The sequence below is a fragment of the Emticicia sp. 17c genome (assembly GCF_037153985.1).
Lineage (GTDB): Bacteria > Bacteroidota > Bacteroidia > Cytophagales > Spirosomataceae > Emticicia.
The window spans coordinates 207,649-227,299 of sequence record NZ_JBBAYI010000005.1; the positions used below are offsets into that span (position 1 = coordinate 207,649).

General features: G+C 45.2%; 14 protein-coding genes. 11 read left to right on the forward strand and 3 right to left on the reverse strand.

The window, feature by feature from the left end:
- Positions 1-55: 55 nt before the first annotated feature.
- A complete protein-coding gene (locus tag WAA15_RS12265; RefSeq protein WP_337043053.1) occupies positions 56-625 on the reverse strand; it encodes a Crp/Fnr family transcriptional regulator in 570 nt (189 codons plus the stop codon).
- A gap of 282 nt (positions 626-907) precedes the next feature.
- On the reverse strand, positions 908-2,824 hold the full coding sequence (locus tag WAA15_RS12270; RefSeq protein WP_337043054.1) for a RecQ family ATP-dependent DNA helicase: 1,917 nt from the start codon (positions 2,822-2,824) through the stop codon (positions 908-910).
- A 278-nt stretch (positions 2,825-3,102) separates the two neighbouring features.
- On the opposite strand from WAA15_RS12270, the gene WAA15_RS12275 reads away from it, so the two are divergent.
- Entirely contained in the window at positions 3,103-5,796 is a 2,694-nt protein-coding gene (locus tag WAA15_RS12275) for a T9SS type A sorting domain-containing protein (RefSeq protein WP_337043055.1), read from the forward strand.
- A gap of 127 nt (positions 5,797-5,923) precedes the next feature.
- Here WAA15_RS12275 and WAA15_RS12280 read toward each other — a convergent pair whose 3' ends face one another.
- Positions 5,924-6,418 carry a DinB family protein gene (locus WAA15_RS12280; RefSeq protein WP_337043056.1) on the reverse strand — a complete coding sequence of 165 codons (495 nt, stop codon included), beginning with the start codon at positions 6,416-6,418 and terminating at the stop codon, positions 5,924-5,926.
- 54 nt (positions 6,419-6,472) lie between these two features.
- Between WAA15_RS12280 and WAA15_RS12285 the strand changes: the two genes are divergently transcribed.
- The 10 genes from WAA15_RS12285 to WAA15_RS12330 all read left to right on the forward strand — a co-directional run bounded on the left by WAA15_RS12285 (position 6,473) and on the right by WAA15_RS12330 (position 19,650).
- Positions 6,473-6,628, forward strand: a complete 156-nt coding sequence (locus tag WAA15_RS12285) for a hypothetical protein (protein WP_337043057.1) — start codon at positions 6,473-6,475, stop codon at positions 6,626-6,628.
- 138 nt (positions 6,629-6,766) lie between these two features.
- Entirely contained in the window at positions 6,767-8,071 is a 1,305-nt protein-coding gene (locus WAA15_RS12290) for a D-alanyl-D-alanine carboxypeptidase/D-alanyl-D-alanine-endopeptidase (protein WP_337043058.1), read from the forward strand.
- A gap of 123 nt (positions 8,072-8,194) precedes the next feature.
- Complete coding sequence (locus tag WAA15_RS12295) at positions 8,195-8,647, forward strand: hypothetical protein (RefSeq protein ID WP_337043059.1); 453 nt, start codon at positions 8,195-8,197, stop codon at positions 8,645-8,647.
- Between the two features lie 450 nt (positions 8,648-9,097).
- Positions 9,098-9,514, forward strand: a complete 417-nt coding sequence (locus WAA15_RS12300; protein WP_337043060.1) for a hypothetical protein — start codon at positions 9,098-9,100, stop codon at positions 9,512-9,514.
- A gap of 261 nt (positions 9,515-9,775) precedes the next feature.
- Positions 9,776-10,858 carry an efflux RND transporter periplasmic adaptor subunit gene (locus WAA15_RS12305; protein WP_337043061.1) on the forward strand — a complete coding sequence of 361 codons (1,083 nt, stop codon included), beginning with the start codon at positions 9,776-9,778 and terminating at the stop codon, positions 10,856-10,858.
- Positions 10,859-10,872: 14 nt separating this feature from the next.
- Complete coding sequence (locus WAA15_RS12310) at positions 10,873-14,031, forward strand: efflux RND transporter permease subunit (RefSeq protein ID WP_337043062.1); 3,159 nt, start codon at positions 10,873-10,875, stop codon at positions 14,029-14,031.
- 3 nt (positions 14,032-14,034) lie between these two features.
- The gene (locus tag WAA15_RS12315; protein WP_337043063.1) at positions 14,035-15,471 is read left to right on the forward strand and encodes a TolC family protein; all 1,437 of its coding nucleotides are present in this window, start codon (positions 14,035-14,037) and stop codon (positions 15,469-15,471) included.
- Between the two features lie 315 nt (positions 15,472-15,786).
- A complete protein-coding gene (locus tag WAA15_RS12320) occupies positions 15,787-15,939 on the forward strand; it encodes a hypothetical protein (protein ID WP_337043064.1) in 153 nt (50 codons plus the stop codon).
- 29 nt (positions 15,940-15,968) lie between these two features.
- Positions 15,969-16,493, forward strand: a complete 525-nt coding sequence (locus WAA15_RS12325) for a GNAT family N-acetyltransferase (protein ID WP_337043065.1) — start codon at positions 15,969-15,971, stop codon at positions 16,491-16,493.
- 100 nt (positions 16,494-16,593) lie between these two features.
- Positions 16,594-19,650, forward strand: coding sequence for a T9SS type A sorting domain-containing protein (locus tag WAA15_RS12330; protein ID WP_337043066.1), 3,057 nt, complete (start codon positions 16,594-16,596; stop codon positions 19,648-19,650).
- Position 19,651: the final 1 nt, after the last annotated feature.

The window sequence follows — 19,651 nt, forward strand, 5'->3', positions numbered from 1 at the left end:
TGCAAAGGTTGTTCAATAAAAAATGAAACCATTTGCCATTTGGCAAAAAGAGATTTTAGCGGATATTTTTTCTTATTCTGCTCAACGAAGATTGTGTAACTCCCAGATAAGAAGCAATGAACGACAATGGCACACGATTGACCAATGTCGGGAATTTTTCCATGAATTCAAGATAACGCGTAGTTGCATCCTGCGAAACTAATTCGCCTCGCCGTTCGATTTTTTCCCGATGATGTTTAGCCGTTATTTTTTGAATGATAGTGTCCCAGCCAATAATGGTTTCGGTAATTTCATTCCAATCATGTTTTGAAAAAACAAGCATTTTGCAGTCGGTAATTGCCGATAAATATTCGGAAGGCGTATAGATTTCGTCAATTGTGTTGCCCGATAAAATCAGGTGGTTTTCGTCAATAAAGTAGCGTGTAATTTCGTCGCCTTTGTTGTTGTAGTAAAAAACACGAATAACCCCCTCGGTTAGAAAACCAATTTGTTTCACTGTTTTTCCGGCTTCCCAATAGAATTCGTCTTTGCGAAGCACCAATTCCTTTGCTTTGCTTGTAATAAGGTCAATTTGTTGTTTGTTCAAATGACCAAATAGTAAAACGTAGTCAATAAATTTTTCCATTTGGCAAAGGTAGAAATAGTTTGTTGTCGGGTATTTGTCATTTGGCAAAAAGTGCTTGTGCTAAAGGTTTGTGGTTTTTTTCTAAAAGCCAGCAAAGCTATTGAGGTTTCACTATTAAAAAGGTGCGTATGCTTTTCAGAAAAAGCAGCTATGATGGTTGGCACGATACCAACGTACACAGAATATGAACAGGAAAACAGGTTGCAACCGCTTGCCCTGCCGAGGGGGCAAACGGCTTTTGGTACGGCCATTAATAAACAATAAGGCTACTTCTAAACGCCTTTATTGTTCCCAAAGGTTTTGTTTAGGTTGTAAAATACCTAGCTCAGAATACCATATTTCGTCGTTTTCAATCATCTGTCTGATTACTTCGGTAACGTAATCTTTGTTACTGAAAAAGTGGTAGTCGACAACGTTTTTAATATTTGCGGGTAGAATTTCCAGAATTTTCTGGCGGTATTTGGCGTAAATCTCCAGTGGTACTTCACGTTTTTTATGTTTGAGGCAATTATCGCATATTCCGCAGGTGGCTTCGGTCAGTTCGTCGAAATACTGTTGCAGGAACTGCATCCGGCAGCGGCGTTCTTCCAGTGTGTAGTCGTTTACGTAGCTGGCTTTTTCGAGGTCACGGGTTTTGCGTCTGTGCATTTCGGCCCTGTTAATGGGCAAGTGGTCTACGTCCTGCCGAGGGGTCAGGAAAGTAAGCTGCGGTTTATTTTTCTGTTTCTGATAGGTGGCAATGCCTATTTGATGCAGGTATTCGAGCATTTTTTCGACCTCGGTAGTGCTGGCAAAGAAATTCTTTGCGAGGGTGCTTTCCGAAATAATAGTGAAGTCGGTAAAAAGCACGCCGCCGTAGGTGCGTAAGAGCAACTTCGTGAATTTGTCGTAAGTGGGGTTTTTAATCTGGAAATTGTAAAGCTCATGGTTATCGACACGCAAACACAATTTGGAAGGGCTAAAGTAAGAGTCGCTTAGCTGGATAAGCCCTTCTTCTTCGAGTTTTTTCAGGGCGTTGTGGGTGTCGTTAGCCATTAGCCCGAAGGTTCCGATAAAATCCTGAAAATCGAAGTCATAGCTTTCAAAGTTTTCGCCACCTACGGCCAGTTTATAATAGTTAGCCAAAGCCTGATAGATTCTTTTCAGGTTTTCGACAGGCGGGTATTTATATTCTATTTGCCTGATGAGGTCTTCGGGGTCGGTCTTGAAATACAACAGAATGGCGTAGGCTTTCAGGCCGTCGCGTCCGGCGCGGCCCGCTTCCTGATAATAGGCTTCGAGGGTTTCGGGCAGGTCGAGGTGAATAACCGTGCGCACATCGGGTTTATCAATGCCCATACCGAAGGCGTTTGTGGCTACAATAACCCTGTTCTGGTTTTTTATCCATGCTTCCTGCTTCTTGAATCGTTCCTGCATAGATAAGCCTGCGTGGTAGAAATCGGCCCTGATTTTGTTTTCATTCAGCCAGTCGGCCACTTCTTTGGTGCGTTTGCGGGTGCGTACATACACAATTGACGACCCCGACACTTTTTGCAGGATATCGAACAGTTTGCGCTCTTTGCTGTCTTCGCAAAAGGCCGAATAAGAGATATTAGGGCGGGCAAAACTCTGCTGGAAAATCTGGGGTTTGCGTAAGTCGAGTTTTTGCTGAATATCAGCCTTTACGTCTTTGGTGGCGGTGGCTGTGAGGGCAATTACAGGCGCATGGGGGGCAAATTTCCGAAAGTCAGGAATCTTGAGGTAGGGCGGGCGGAAATCGTAGCCCCATTGTGATACACAGTGGGCTTCGTCGACCACCAGTAAGGCCACTTTCATGCGTTTGGTGCGCTCCTGCATGATTTCGGTCAGGAGGCGTTCGGGCGACACATACAAAAACTTGTAGTCGCCGTACACGAAGTTATCGAGGGTATAATCAATTTCGGTGCGGTGCATACCCGAATAAATAGCCGCCGCCCTGATTCCGCGGCGTTTGAGTTGCTCCACTTGGTCTTTCATGAGTGCCACCAGCGGCGTAATAACAATGCACACGCCTTCCATGATAAGGGCCGGAACCTGAAAGCAAACCGATTTGCCACCGCCGGTTGGCATAATGGCGAGGGTGTCGTTTCCGGCCAGAACCGAGCCGATGATTTCTTCCTGCAAAGGCCGGAACGAATCATATTGCCAATATTTATATAATATTTCTTTAGGTGCTTGCATCGTTCAAATCACAGTTTCCGTCTATGATGCAAAGATAAGCAGTTCGGCGGGTTAATCCGACACTTTCGTGTGCAGGAAAACCAACCTTAAAAGTAAATGCCGGAGGCTTCCTGAAAAAGCCGTGCTTAGGTGCATTGTTCCAATATTAGTTCAACAAAAACGTTATTATGTGCGGTAGAATTTCTACCTTGTAACAAATTTGTTTGCAACTTTAGCCAATTGATTTACGTATCTTTGTTAAGACCCCCCTGGTGTTCAGGAAATTGACTTTTATAATTATGAAAAAAATCTACATTTCTGGCTTGCTAATTTGCTTAGTGGTGTCAGTATTTGCTCAGAAAACAACCAAACTGCGCCCGCAGGACCTAGCCAAAAGCAACCCCGATAAAATTGAGTTTATGAAGGGGATAAAGATTATTTGCCCGGGCAATGTTGTTGATGCAAATACCTATGTGCCTTTTGCCAAAGAAGTAGAACAAGCCATTAAAAACAAAGCCAACCTTCGTGCTACGGCTAAATCGACATTTCTGGTAACTTATACGGGGTTTTCGCCGCAGGCGCAGCAAGCGTTTCAGTTGGCGGTCGACATCTGGTCGAACATCATCAGTTCGCCTGTGCCTATCCGCATTAATGCTGTGTGGCACCCTATTGATAGCGGTAATCAGCAAGGTACTATTCTGGGGCAGGCGAGTCCGGCAACATTTTCGAGGAATTTCCCCGGTCAGCAAAAAGCCGGAACGTGGTATCCGATTGCGCTGGCCGAAAAAATATCAGGTCAGGAGCTTAATTCCATTAATGAGTCTGACATCGACGCCGAGTTTAACAGTTCGGCCAACTGGTATCTGGGTACGGGTGTACCTAGCTCAAGCCAGTACGATTTTACGTCAGTAGTCTTGCACGAGCTATGCCACGGCTTAGGGTTTACGTCGTCGTTACGGTCAACGTCAACCACCACCACGGCTTCGTGGGGGTACGAAACCGGCTCACCGTTTATATTCGACCATTTCGTTCAGAACGGTACAGGCCAGCAACTGATTGACACTAAAAATTTTGCCAATCCGTCGTCGGCTTTGCGCCAGCAACTGGTAGGCAACAGCCTTTATTTTGCTAGCCCCATAGCGGCAGCCAATGGCACCGAAAAACCACGTTTGTATGCACCGCTTACGTATCAGGCGGGGTCGAGCACCTCTCACCTGAACGACCCAAGCTACCCTTCGGGCAACGAAAACTCATTAATGACCTCGACCGCCAGCCAGCGTGAGGTTATCCGTGACCCAGGCCCACTGGTACGAAACATATTTGCTGATATGGGCTGGTGGGGTACGTCGTTGTTACATACGCGTATCAAGAATATCGAAGCCGTCGTTAGCAGCGTAACGGTTACGGCTACTATCAAGAGTGATACGTCGATAACAGCGGGTAGTGCCAAAGTGTATTATACCGAAGACGACACCCTGATGGCCAACGCCAAAGCCATTGATTTGAAAAGAGTAGGCACAACCGACCAATACACGGCCGTGATTCCGGTATCGAGAGCCGGCGCGGTTATCAGGTATTATCTGGTAACGGAAGATGGCTACAAACGCCGCTACACCTCTCCGGCCGAAGCCCCTACGCGTGGCTATTATGGTTTCAGGGTTGGGGTTGAAGATAAATCGAAACCGTTTATTTCGTCTATTCCGTTAAATTTTATTTCGGGTAAAACCGTGCCTGATATTATTGCTAACGTTGACGACGACTACCAACATGGCATCGATACGGTGTATGTAGAGTATCTGGTAAACGGGCAAGCGCAGGCATCTGTGGGCCTGAAAAAATATAACCCTGCTACCGACGACCCTCAGTATTCGCAGGGGCAGCAGGATGCGTACGCGTATCTGGCCAAAGAGGTATTTAAAAACCTGAAAGTAGGCGACCGCGTGCTGTATAGGGTAGTGGCCGTTGATAAATCGAAAAATAAGAATGTGGGCATTTTACCTGCCTACATGAATACCCCCGGAGTAAATGTTGAGCCAACGCCTGATTACTTTGAATTTGTGGTAACCGAACTGAAATCGCAAACACCGGTGCAGACTTACTCGAACGACTTTAACTCACCTACCGATGATTTTGCTACCATAGGCGGGTGGGGTGTGGCACAACCCAATGGCTTTAGTAACGGAGCTTTGCACTCGGCGCACCCTTATAAAAACGGAGGCGACGAAAATCTGGAAGCAAACACGATAGCCATGTTGCTCAGACCTATCGAACTGAAAGCACAGAAAGACTCGGCTACGATTATTTTTGACGAAGTAGTGCTGGTAGAACCGGGCGAAAACGGAATTGCCTTTGGCGACTTGGGTTTCTACGACTACGTGGTGGTGGAAGGCTCTTACGACGGTGGTATTTCGTGGGTGCCGTTTGAAGATGGCTACGATGCTTCGGCTAATTCGGATTGGCTACGTACCTTTAATAGTAGCTCGGCTACGGGTACTGTGGTGGCTTCGGACGGAACTATCATTAACAGCAAGGACTCGAAGGCACTGGGTAGCTCGGCGTTGTATCGGAGCAGAACCGTAAAAATGCTTAACAGCGGCGATTTCGTGGCCGGAGATGTGGTGCTGATTCGGTTCAGGCTGTATTCCGACGAACTGGCGTATGGTTGGGGTTGGGCTATCGACAACCTGAAAATTCAGCTTCCGGGGCCGCCGCCTGTGTTGGCTGTTGAGCCTACGCTCGATAAAACCCTTACGTTGGCACCAAACCCTGCCCCTGACGAAATCCAGATTATAACCGATTTGGCCAAGCCGGGTCGGGTAAGAATGGAAGTGATTAGTGCCAGTGGTAAAAAAATAATGGAAAGAGACTACCTAACGGATATTCCGACGTTTTATCAGAAGATAGACGTAAGCACCCTAAGCGCAGGTACGTATCTGGTGCGTTTGCATACCGAAAACGGCACCGTTGTTAAACGATTTGTAGTAAGCAGGTAATACTGCCAAACATAGTATATTGTGTAAGGCTGCCCGAAGTGCTTCGGGTAGCCTTATTTTTTTGGGCTGGCTTGATTTTTCTTTAGTAATGAAAGAAGTCAGGAAGTTTGAATACAAAATTGGCAGATTAATCCTGATTTTTCTTTAATAAAAAGGCCAGTTGCCCCCGATGGTAACTTAAATGATTGGTACGGCTCAAAAGCACATTCAGGCGGTTACGTTGTGGCTCATGCGCGAAATTCTCTTCCGAAATACTGCCGTGGCGTGTAAACCACTCGTCGGCAGGTAGGGCGTTATAATGCGCCAGCAATTTATTGTTTACTTCGTTCCATTGGCTTTTTAGTTGCTCAGCGGGTGGCAGCGTCTCTGTTGTTTTATCGGCAGCTTCAATAAAAACAGGGCGTAGCTCAGGATACAACGCTTCTTCAAAACGCAAGAGCGGCAACATGGCATCGTGTACGGCTACCAGATGCCCCAGCAGGTAAATGCCTCTGTTTCTGTTGGGGGCTACTTCTTGCAGCAGGTCATCGGTCGAAAGTTTGTCGAGTACGCTATTAAAAGCGTTTACTTGTTGTTGCCAGTTGTTAATAGCTACATTTACAGACATCTCAAGGTTGTTCATCAGTTTATTTGTTAAGATTATTACCAGTATTGTATTTAATAGTTATGCTCAGGTGTGCTAACAGGTGAAGTGTGGCGGCAGGGCTTGCCCAATAGCTGTGCCGATAACACAGTGTCAGAGGCAAAACGGAACAAACCACTAAATAGTTTCTTTGCCGAAGTTACGGGCGCGGCAAGCGTAACCCCGCAGCATAAGCGGTTGTGTTTTTGAAATGCCCCTTACAATAAACCCGGAAACGGGTTATTATGCGAGTTAGGCCGCATAAAATGGGCAGAATAATAGATTTCTTGCCTAGAAAGGTTGCAAGTTTTAAGAATGTTGGAGTAAATTCACGAAAAAAATAACTTTATGCAGAAGATTGTTGTACTAGCCCTTTTGGCTTTCGTTGGAATTTCATGCCATACTCAGCGTTCGTTATCAACTAAAAAGCCGTATGCTACCCTGATTGACACCTCGGCGGTATTTGCCCATAACTTTACGGGCATGGCCATTTATGATGTGGCGCAAAAAAAGACTCTTTTTGAAAGAAATGCCGACCGGTACTTTACCCCTGCCTCGAACACCAAACTATTTACTTTTTATGCCTGCCTGAAAACGCTGGGCGATTCGATTCCGGCTTTGCGCTATACTATTAAAAATGATACCCTGACCTTCTGGGGAACGGGCGACCCTACTTTTTTTCATCCTGATTTAAAAAATACCAGAACTTTCGACTTCCTGAAAAGCCATAAAGCCAGTAAATACTTTTATTTTTCGGATGGCAATTTCGGTAATCAGCCTATGGGCGACGGCTGGGCTTGGGACGACTACAACGATTATTACTCGGCCGAGATGGCAGCCCTGCCCATGTATGGCAATGTGGTGCGCGTAAAAGTGGCGCAAGGTAATTTAATTACACAGCCTGTTATTTTTGAAAACAGTTTCTATAAAAAAGACGAAGGCAGCAACGTTGTGCGGATTCCGGCCGATAACGTGTTTTTATTACCTAAAGCCCTGCTGCAAAAAAACAGCTACCAACAGGATGTTCCGTTCAAGACCTCGACGGGCCTAACCCAGCAATTACTGATTGATACCCTCCGTAAAAACGTAAGCCTGCTGCACGTGCCTGTGGCAAAAGAGGCAAAAACCCTTTACAGTATGCCCTCGGAAGATGTGTACCGCCTCATGATGCAGGAAAGCGATAATATGCTGGCCGAACACCTGCTGCTGCTTTGTGGGGCTACCCTGAAAGACTCGCTTAGCTCGGCTTTTACCATTAAAACCATTACAGAAAAATATTTGCAGGATTTACCCGACAAACCCAAGTGGGTTGATGGCTCGGGGTTGTCGCGGTATAACCTCTTTACGCCGCGCTCAATTGTGAAGCTGCTCGAAAAAATAAGTGCCGAATTGCCCGCCCAGAAACTGTATTCGGTTTTGCCAGTAGGGGGGCAGTCAGGAACCTTGAAGAATGGCTATAAAAACACCGAAAAGCCGTTTATTTTTGCCAAAACAGGCTCGTTGGGTGGGGTGTATAACCTGAGCGGGTATCTGGTTACCAAAAAAGGCAAAACCCTGATTGTGAGTTTCATGAACAATAACTTTAACCAATCAACCACCAGTATTCGTAAGGAAGTAGAGAAAATCCTGACGTGGATTTACGAAAACCAGTAGGTGTTTGGGCCGTATCCAGAATTTTCGTTGACGGATTGTTGTCTTTTCAGACCGATTGTTTGTTAATTTGTAAAAGTAGTAGCCAAAGGCTGCTTGTTTAATCGAAATAAAGCCCCTGAAATAATGATACATACCCTTAAAACCCTGCCGAAACTCATAAGCCTGATAGTTGTGATGCTGGTGCTGGTAAACTGTTCGGACAAATACAAGAAAGTACCCGACGATAAATTTGTGGGGCTGTGGGAGCTAAAGGGGCGGTCGATGTTTGAGGGGATGCAGGTACGAATCGAAAAAAATGGCAACAGCCTTGTGGGCAAAATAGCGAAGCTGAACGACAACAAAATTATTAATATGTTTATGAGTGAGAACGACGTGTGGGTGGCCGACATCGCACGGCGGTCGAACTTCGAGTTTAAACTTACCGAGAAAAAAGTAGCCAAAGACTTGTTTTCTTTATATGGCTTGTCGACATCGCAGGAGTATAAAGCACAGTTCATTGACGACAACACCTTCGGGCTGGCCCTTGAAAGCTCAGACCCCCTCCAGTCAAAAATTCTCTACAAAAGAATCGAGTAAATAGGCAGGTTTAAGTAAAAATTAAGCCATTTGTGCGGGTTTACGCAACCCGCGGGTGGCTGCTATGCCCCTTGTTTATTTTTGCCTCCGAAACGCCAACCTTGTAAAGTACAATTCAGGGTTTTGCTGGCAGGGTGGTTGTGGCGGTTTTTGCCCGATTGTTACCTTTTTTTTATTATATTTTCTTCTGGCGGTTGGGCAGTTAAATTTTTTATTTTCAGAGTTTTACCTGTTTCTGGTTTGTTCCTGACCACGGTCAGGTACTATTTGGTGGTGTGGGTGGGGCGGTTGAAGCACTATTGAGTTTAAACGGTTTTTTTATAAAAATTGGTTTAATACACTTTTTTATGGTTTAATTATAAAAACGAAATAAAAAATTTATGATTTTAATCAGATTTTAAGATGGAATTTATGCTTTCCTAATCAACTTAAGGTATTTTTGTCAGTAGAATGGTAAACGGACTAAAAAAATATCATCTGTTTCTGTGGATTTTCTTATTGAGTGCTGGTTCTCAACTGTTCGCGCACACACACAGGATAACCTCGGCTTTTTCTTTACTGGATAACACCGGAGAAGAGCCAACAGTTGCCTGCACCCAACAAAATACCTCAACACCGCCAGATGTAATTTATAGCACGCCCGAAAAAATAGGTCTGCTCTTTGGCACGCGCGAGGCAGAAATTGAAGAAGAAGATAACTCGGACGACGACGACGACCACCACAAAACATCCGACAGCGGCCAGTCGGCTCTTCTTTTAGGCAGGCAGCATTCTTTCAATACCTTTCAGGCATCGGCTTTTTATAACCACTCCTTATCTCATTTTCCCAATAAATTGTTTATGGTATTTTGTGTGTACATTATATGATGTAACACCCCAAGAGGTGAGCATTACCCTTGTTTTCCTATACCACTAAACACTACGAAGTACTGCAAGTAAATTTTTTAAACAGCTTTTATGCAAGTTTTGGTCTGCAGGTAGGCTTTGTACTTATACTCAATCAATAATAAATCTTAAGCGTAAGAGAGTAATAGGCTAAGGGGTGTAAAAGCCTTTCTGGATCCGGTATTATCTTACCTTATCCACTCTCAGTTTTTAGGTATTATTAATCTCTAAAAAAAGCTAGTTATGAAGAAAATTCTCATGCTTGTGGGCCTGTGCGCTTTACTATTTAACGCAAGCTGTAAATCCGAAGAAAAAGAAGAAAAGAAAGAAGACACCAAACTATTGGTTACCACGCCACTTAGAAAGGACACTACCATTACTATCGACTACGTATCTCAGATTCGCTCAATTCAGCATATCGAGATGCGCGCGTTGGAGCGTGGCTATTTGAGTAAAATCTATGTTGATGAAGGGCAGTTAGTAAAGAAAGGGCAGCTTATGTTCCAGATTCTGCCTGTACAGTATCAGGCCGAGTTGCAGAAAGCACAGGCCGAAGCCAATTATGCTGAGTTGGAATACAAAAACACCAAAGCATTGGCCGATAGCAACATTGTATCAAAAAACGAACTGGCACTGGCAAAAGCTAAACTCGAAAAAGCCAAAGCCGAAGTGCAGGTGGCACAAGTGCATTTGGGCTTTACCGAAATCAAAGCACCGTTTGATGGTATCATGGACCACTTCTATGTGCGGGAAGGTAGCCTTTTGTCGGAAGGCGATTTGCTGACGATTCTGTCAGACAACAGTAAAATGTGGGTGTACTTTAACGTACCAGAGGCCGAGTACCTCAATTACAGAAGCGGTGCTAATAAAAACCCAATGAAAGTAAGACTCCGTATGGCTAACCACGAGATATTTCCGTATCCGGGCATAGTTGAAACCATTGAAGCCGATTTTAACAACGAAACGGGTAATATTGCTTTCAGGGCTACATTCCCGAACCCTAACAGGCTCTTGAGACACGGCGAAACAGGCAATATCATGGTTGATAAACCATTGAAAAACGCCCTGATAATTCCGCAGAAAGCTACGTTTGAGATTCTGGACAAAAAATATGTTTTTGTTGTAGACGACAAGAGCGTGGTAAAACAACGGCAAATCAATATTCTGGCTGAAATGCAAGATTTATATGCTATCAGCGATGGGTTGGCAGAAAATGAGAAAATACTCCTTGAAGGCTTACGTAAAGTGCATAACAACGATAAAATCTCGTATCGCTTTGAAAAGCCCGAATCGGTATTTACACATTTAAAAGTTTACGCTGAATAAATCGACTTAGCACTATGTTTAATAAATTCATACAAAGGCCAGTACTAGCTATTATTCTGTCGCTGGCAATTATTTTCATGGGGGGCTTGGTTATTAACACGCTTCCCAAATCGCAGTTCCCCGAAATTTCGCCGCCAATGGTAATTGTGCGGGCGTCGTATCCGGGTGCGAGTGCGCACGTGTTGGTAACATCCGTGCTGATTCCGATGGAGCAGGCCATTAACGGGGTGCCGGGCATGAAGTACATGACCTCCGACGCCACCAGTGCCGGTGAAGCCAACATTCAGATTGTGTTTAACCTCGGAACCGACCCCGACCAAGCGGTGGTAAACGTAAACAACCGTATTGCGCAGGTCTTGAACCGTTTGCCTATATTAGTACAGCGCGAGGGGGTTATTGTAAACCGCCAGATGCCTAATATGCTTATGTATGTGAACCTTTACAGCAAAGACAAGAACGCCGACATGAAGTTCCTGTTCAACTTTGCGGGGGTAAATATGTTGCCTGAGTTACAACGTATTAACGGGGTAGGGCAGGCGAGTATCTTGGGTAGTAGGCAGTATGCCATGCGTATCTGGCTTAAGCCCGACCGTATGCGTGCCTATAATATTGGTACCGAAGACGTAATGGAGGCCCTGAACGAGCAAAGTGTGATTGGGTCGCCGGGCCGGATTGGCCGAAGCGACGGGATGCGCTCGCAGTCGCTTGAATATGTATTAACGTATCAGGGGCGTTTCAGTAAACCCGAACAGTACGAAGACGTAATTGTGCGGGCCAACTCGAACGGGGAGATTATCCGCCTCAAAGATATTGCCGACGTAAAACTGGGTAGCGAGTATTACGATATTTACTCGAACCTGAACAATTATCCTTCGGCGGCTATCATGCTGAAACAAACCTATGGTAGTAACGCAACCGAGGTAATTAAAGAAGTAAAAGCCAAACTTGACCAACTGAAGGCGAGTTCGTTCCCGCCGGGTATGGACTACGAAATCAGTTATGACGTTTCTAACTTCCTTGATGCCTCTATCGAAAAAGTATTGCATACGCTCGTTGAAGCCTTCGTGCTGGTGGCGTTGGTGGTGTTTATCTTCTTGGGCGACTGGCGTTCGACACTTATTCCGACACTTGCCGTGCCGGTGTCGTTGGTGGGGGCGTTTATCTTCATGCAGATATTCGGGCTTACCATTAACCTTATTACGCTCTTTGCCCTTGTATTAGCCATTGGTATTGTGGTCGATAACGCCATTGTGGTGGTGGAGGCCGTCCATGCCAAAATGGAAGAGGCGCATCTGTCGCCCTATAATGCGGTAAAAGAAGTATTGGGCGAAATCAGCGGAGCCGTAATTGCCATTACCTTGTTAATGACGGCCGTGTTTGTGCCGGTGGCGTTCATGACTGGCCCTGTTGGGGTGTTTTACAGGCAGTTCTCTATCACGATGGCCACGTCAATCGTGTTGTCGGGTTTAGTGGCGCTTACCCTTACGCCGGTGCTTTGTATCATGATTCTGCGTAACCCGCACGAGCATCCGAAGAAAAAAACATGGCTTAATAAAGGTATCGATGCCTTTAACCACGGTTTCGAGAAAGTAACAGGCAAATATGCCAGTTTTCTGCGTGCCATTGTAAGCCGCCGCTTAGTAACGTTTGTGATGCTGATAGGGTTTTGTGCGGGTATTTTTGGGGTAACGAAGGTGTTGCCATCAGGCTTTATTCCGTCGGAAGACCAGGGGATGATTTACGCCATTATTCAGACCCCTCCGGGTTCGACACTCGAAAGAACCAACGACGTAGCCCGTAAATTGCAGGAAATATGCGAACACGTAGACGGCGTGAAGTCGGTGTCGGCACTGGCAGGGTACGAGGTATTAACCGAAGGGCGGGGGTCAAACGCCGGAACCTGTTTAATTAACCTTAAAGACTGGTCGGAACGGAAACACAACGTACAGGAAATTATTGAAGAGCTTGAAGAAAAGAGCCACGAAATTCCGGGTGCGGTTATTGAGTTCTTCGACCCTCCGGCTGTGCCAGGGTATGGTGCTGCGGGTGGTTTCTCGCTCCAGTTGCTTGATAAAACCAACTCCGGCGACTACAAACAGCTTGAGGAAGTAAACGCCGAGTTTATGAAAGAACTTGGCAAGCGCAAAGAGCTAACAGGTTTGTTTACGTTCTTTAGTGCCAACTACCCTCAGTACGAACTCGAAATTGATAACGAAGTAGCCATGCAGAAGGGTGTATCTATCGGTAAAGCCATGGATAACCTCTCTATCCTGATAGGTAGTAGTTATGAGTTGGGCTTTATCAGGTTCGGGCGTTTCTTTAAAGTGTTTGTGCAGGCATCGCCTGAGTACCGCAAACTACCAGAAGATGTGCTGAACCTCTACGTGAAAAACGACCACGGCGAAATGGTTCCTTACTCGGCTTTCATGAAGATTAAGAAAACTCAGGGTCCAAACGAAATTAACCGTTATAATATGTACGCTACGGCGGCCATCAGAGGGGCTCCTGCGAAGGGGTACAGTAGTGGTGAGGCCATCGAAATTATCAAAGACGTAGCCAAAAAGACGCTTCCGAGAGGGTTTGATATTGACTGGGGCGGGTTGTCGAAAGATGAGGTTGCCCGCGGAAACGAAGCGTTTGTGATTTTCATTATCGTGTTAATTTTTGCCTACATGGTATTAGCTGCCCAGTACGAAAGTTTCATTATTCCGCTAGCGGTTATTTTGTCGCTTCCTGCGGGGGTATTCGGGTCTTTTATGCTGATTAAAGCAATGGGCTTGGCCAACGACATTTACGCACAGGTAGGGTTAGTAATGCTTGTGGGGCTATTAGGGAAAAACGCCGTATTGATTGTGGAGTTTGCGATTCAGAAGAATCAGCAGGGAGCTACCATCTTCGAGGCGGCTATTGAAGGGGCAAAAGTACGTTTCCGCCCTATCCTGATGACCTCCTTCGCCTTCATTGCGGGGCTAATTCCGCTGGTGGTTGCTACTGGCCCTGGGGCTATTGGTAACCGTACAATTGGAGCTTCGGCATTGGGTGGTATGCTACTTGGAACGGTATTCGGGGTAATTATTATTCCGGGCTTATACTATGTTTTCGCCAAGCTGGCAGAAGGACGCAAGCTGATTAAAGATGAAGATTTTGAACCACTATCTGAAGAAATTAAATAGCGTATGTCTAAACGAATCATAAACCAATGCCTAGGAGTAGCTTTCCTGGGGTGGTGCCTTTCGGCTTGTACAGTGCCTGTTAAATTGGTCGAGAAAAACGCTAATAAAAGTACGCCTGAGAGTTACAACAACTCTCAGGATTCTACCAATTCGGCTAAAACCAAGTGGAAAGAGTTTTTTACTGACCCAAATCTGGCAAGCCTTATCGAAACAGCCCTGACCAATAATCAGGAGTTGAACATTACCTTGCAGGAAATTGAAATCTCACAGAACGAAATCAGTGCCCGCAAAGGGGAGTACCTGCCCTTTGTACGCTTAGGCGGTGGCGCGGGTTTCGAGAAGGTGTCGAGATACACCAGCAAGGGCGCAAGCGACGATATGTCGGAGATACGCCCGGGTAAACGTACCCCTGAAATACTGCCTGATGCCTACATAGGGGCCTTTGCCAGTTGGGAGGTCGATATCTGGCATAAACTCCGCAATGCCCGCAAAGTAGCCGTAGCCAATTATCTGGCCAGTATTGAAGGCAAAAACTTTCTGGTTACCAATATCGTAGGCGAAATTGCCAATTCATACTATGAGCTTATGGCGCTCGACAACCAGCTTGATATCATCAGACGCAACATTCAGATTCTGAACAACGCCCTGAGCATTATCAAACAAGAAAAAGAAGCTGCCAAAGTAACCGAACTAGCCGTGCGCAGATTCGAGGCCGAGGTGTTTAAAATCCAGAGCCTTCAGTATGAAATTCAACAGAAAATTGTTGAAACCGAAAACCGCATCAATTTCCTTGTGGGGCGTTTTCCGCAGCCGGTGCAACGTAGCTCTCAGCAGTTTGCGGCACTGGTGCCAACAAAAATATATGCGGGGCTGCCTGCCCAGTTATTACAAAACCGCCCTGACATAAGACAGGCTGAGTTGAAACTGGAAGCCGCCAAGATAGACGTAACCGTGGCAAGAGCCAACTTTTATCCGTCGCTTGGGCTTTCGGCATCGTTAGGTATCCGGTCGTTTAATCCGTTGTTGTTTGTGAATATACCGCAGGCTTTGCTGACCTCTCTGGCCGGCGACCTGATGGGGCCATTGATTAACAAAAACGCCATTATTGCCACTTATAAAAATGCCAATGCCAAGCAGATTCAGGCGGTGTATGATTATGAGCGTGCTGTTCTGAAAGCCTATATTGAAGTAGCCAACCAGTTGTCGAACATCGATAATCTGGAGAAAAACTACAACATGAAAAATAATGAGGTAGATGCCCTGACGAAATCGACAGAGATTTCACTGAAATTGTTTACTTCGGCCCGCGCCGACTACATGGAGGTGTTATTGACCCAACGCGATGTGTTAGAGGCCAGAATGGAACTTATCGAAACCCGTATGCAGCAAATGAATGCGCTGGTAAATGCGTATAAAGCCTTAGGTGGCGGCTGGAACTAAGCCAAACCCAAACCAATAGTTTAAACGCCGTTAGTGATGTTGAAAATCATTAACGGCGTTTTTTTGTTGCGGGCGATTGGCGCAGTGCATACGTTTAATGATGATTTAAGATTTTGTCAGGCAAACGAAAGTATTTAATGGGTATTTTAATTGTGAAGACCGTAAAAATAAATGTCGGTTATTTGCTTGACATTACCATGGCAATATTGCTACCTTTGGTTTGTTATTTTAAACCAAATTAGTTTAGATTACGTTTATTAATCAGTATTTCAGACAAGTTTTGTCTTTCACTCAAAGGTAATTAAAAACAATTTTATGGCAAAACCAATTAAAGAAACTCCAATTTTAAGGGGAAATGATGCTGAAAAGTTTACTAAAGAAAACGAAAAAGCAAAGAAAATATCAAAGGAGTTAAACGCAAGAATGGAATCAAATTTCAATAAATTAAATGCTATTGCGAAGTTTTAATGAATTTCAATAATTTTAGTTTAATAAGATTGACCGAAGGGCATTTTATTAAACCATTTGACTGTGACGACGAAGATTTAAATGATTTTTTGGCTAATGATTCTAAAGTTTATATGCGTGAGTTATTAGCAGTAACATACATCTTAGAAAGCGACGCTGAAACTGTCGCTTTTTTTAGTTTAGCTAACGATAAGATAAGCCTTGAGTCGGAACCGAATAGAGATAAAACAATCTGGAACAGGTTTAAAAAGCATATATTCCCGAAAAATAATAATAAAAGGAAAATGCGGAGTTTTCCTGCAATGAAAATAGGTAGATTGGCTGTAAATAAAAATTACAAAGGATACGGAGTAGGAACATTAATTCTGGACTACCTAAAGAAAATGTTTATTGATAACAACAGAACAGGGTGCAAGTTTATTACTGTTGATGCTTACAGAAAATCGTTAGGGTTTTACGAGAAAAACCAATTCCGTTACCTGACAGATTCAGACAAAGATGATGATACGCGGTTAATGTATTTTAACCTTACAGATATTTTGAATACTGAATAAATTCGTCTGTGAACGAATGAAACTTTAGGCACGTAAAAAAGCATTTTATGTGCCTCTTCTTCAATTTTTTTTTGGGATTACTAATTGTTATGACTAAAATATGAATAAACTTCTACTGCTTGTTTTTCTTGCTGTTATTTCTTCTTACCTGACTTATGCACAGGAACAGGTGCCGGCTGTTGAATGGATAGAGCCTTATGGCGGCGGCACGCGTGGCGGCAGCATTGCTACTTTTGCAGGGCCGAATGTGTTGTTTGCCTTAGTGAAATCGCAGAATACCAATAGTGGTTCGGCGAACCTGAGCAAGTTTACGGCCGATGGGCGCGTAAACGATAAGTTTCTCCTTAACGATGGTGGTTCGAGTGGTGCGCCGTTTATTAATCAGTATGCTTCGCAGGATGGCGGCGTGCTGATATACCTGTATAACTATGGCTACCTTCGGAAATACGATGCCAACCTGAACTTATCATGGGAACGGGCGTTTAATTTCAATATACAGAATGCCACCGCTACGTTGTCGAACGGGTTTTATGTGTTGGCCCTGACTTATTCTTCTGGCCCTACGCTTGCAGAAATAAAAAGGCTGAAAAGCGATGGCAGCATAGAGTGGTCGGTGAGTTTGTCGGCTTTTTCAAATAATATTACTGATATTCAGACTACGAGCGACGACGGCGTTATTGTCACAAGCCCCGTAGGAATAAGAAAGTATTCATCAACAGGGCAGTTGGTGTGGTCGAATAGCAGTGTGTTGGATGGCTACCAGCTTGTAACGGTCGATGCCTCCAGAATTTACCTCCTTACCAGTAATAGCAGCGTGCGCAGGGTTGTTCAGCTTAATACCAGCACAGGCAGCACGGTATGGGCAGTGAATTTTAATACAGAAACGATTGTCGACTTTGAAAAAACCTCTGACAACGGCTGTGTGCTGAGTACCAACACCGGCCTTTACAAGTTTACGGCTTCGGGAAGCCAGCAATGGAAAAATACGAGTTTCAGCACGGCTAAAATTACGACTACTATCGACGAAAAAATATTTGTGCTTAAAAACAACGCCATTACCAAGCTGACACTCAACAATGAGTTTCGGTGGACAAAGACCTTTAACAGCGATTATTATCTTGTGCAGGATGTAAACGGCGCATCTGACATGGGCTTGTACGTGTCGGCCATGAAAACCACCTCCAGTAATATCCCTTATTTTGTGCTGCTCAAACTGGCTTCTTCTGACACCCCCTGCAAAACCAGTTTTGATATTATAGGCAACGAGGCTACTTACTGCAAGATAGGCAACGCGGCGTTTTCGGCTAGGCTGGGCAATGTGCCTATGGAGTATATGACCTACCTGACTAGCTTTGATTTTCAATGGAACCGCAACGGCTCGCCTGTGCCAGGGGCTACAAGCTATGCTTATACGGCTACACAAACGGGTAATTATAGCCTGACGGTACGGCAACAGGGTTGTGAAGGAACCACCCGCGGGATTCAGATAAACGTAGAAAACGATACGCCACCTGTAATTGAACCCGAAAAAAACCAGATTTGCCGCGGCACACCCGTTAGCCTGAACGCACGAGGCTGCGACGGCGGCACGGTGGTGTGGTCGACAGGGGCAAGGGGCAACCAGATTCAGGTTTCGCCGCAGGCCACAACTGCCTATAACGCTTTCTGCGAAAAGGTAGTCAATAACGAGCTTTGCCAGAGTTTTACGAGTAGCAATGTTACCATTACGGTGCTGAGTTCGTCGAACCTGAAAATTAATGAATTGCTTGGCAAAAAAGAATTTTGTGAAAACAGCAGTACAGAGCTAACACCGAGTGTGTCGGGCGGGGCGTTGCCCTTTACGTATATCTGGACAAAAAATTCGGCCAATGTGTCGTTCAACCCAACGTTGTTGGTCAATCAGGAAGGCGAATATGCCCTACGCATTGTAGATAACATCGGGTGTTCGTATGAAACGGGGGCCGTGCGTATCAGCAAAGTGGCTAATCCGGCCAGCCCTGTGGTAAATGCTCCGGCCAATACTACCATTTGTGAGGGCGGCAGCGTAATACTCACAACCGATACTAAAGAGAGCGGGTATCAGTGGGTGCTTAACAACGCCAATATCAATGGGGCTGTTAGCCAGTTTTACACGGCTACTGCGCCCGGTAATTACCAGTTGAAAGTTATTAATGCCAACGGCTGTGCAAGTATTTCGTCAAACACAATATTTGTTAATAGTTCTACTTTAAAAATTAATAGTATTGGCGGAAACCTGAACTTTTGCGAGAATACTTCGACCAGACTAGTGCCTGAGTTGAGCGGCGGGGTAAGCCCGTATACGTATCAATGGACAAAAAACAACGCTAATCTTGCGCAAAATGCCAGTATTGATGTAACACAAGAAGGCACGTATGTACTGGCCGTGAGCGATAATCTGGGGTGTGTGGTGAGGTCTGGCAATCTGATTGTGAAGCAACTGGCCAGCCCTGCGGCTCCGGTTATATCGGCTTCGTCAGGGACCGAAATCTGTGTAAATGGCAGCGTGATACTCACAACCACCAACAAAGAAAACGCGTATCAATGGCTGTTAAACAACACGGCCATTAATGGCGCAACCAACCAGTTTTATACGGCTACGGCCTCGGGTAGTTATCAGTTAAAGGTAAGTAATGCCGATGGGTGTTCGGCTATTTCGACCAATGCCATTACGGTTACACAGATAATTATTCCGCAGCCTGTTATTAGCCAGATGAACGATACGTTAATATCGAGTGCGAGCCTCGGCAACAGGTGGTTCCTGAACGGAAACGATTTACAGCTAAACACCCAGAAAATAAAATTTACCGACATTGGCAATTATGAGGTAAAAGTAATTGACCGTGGTTGCGAAAGTGCGGTGTCGACGGTTTTCAGACCTACGGTATTGGCTAACGAAGCTCCACAGGTGGGTATAAGCATATACCCCAACCCAACTACCGACAAGGTAACTGTGGAGTCGGCGAGGGTATTTGGCTACCAGTTATTAAATGCCAAAGGGCAGCTACTGGGGCAGTCGGGTAGCGGGCAATACCAGCATATCATCGACCTGAGCCACCTATCGGCGGGTAGTTATCTGTTGCTGATACAAGAGGCCACGGGGCAGCACTTTGCCAGAAAAATTATTGTAAACCGCTAGT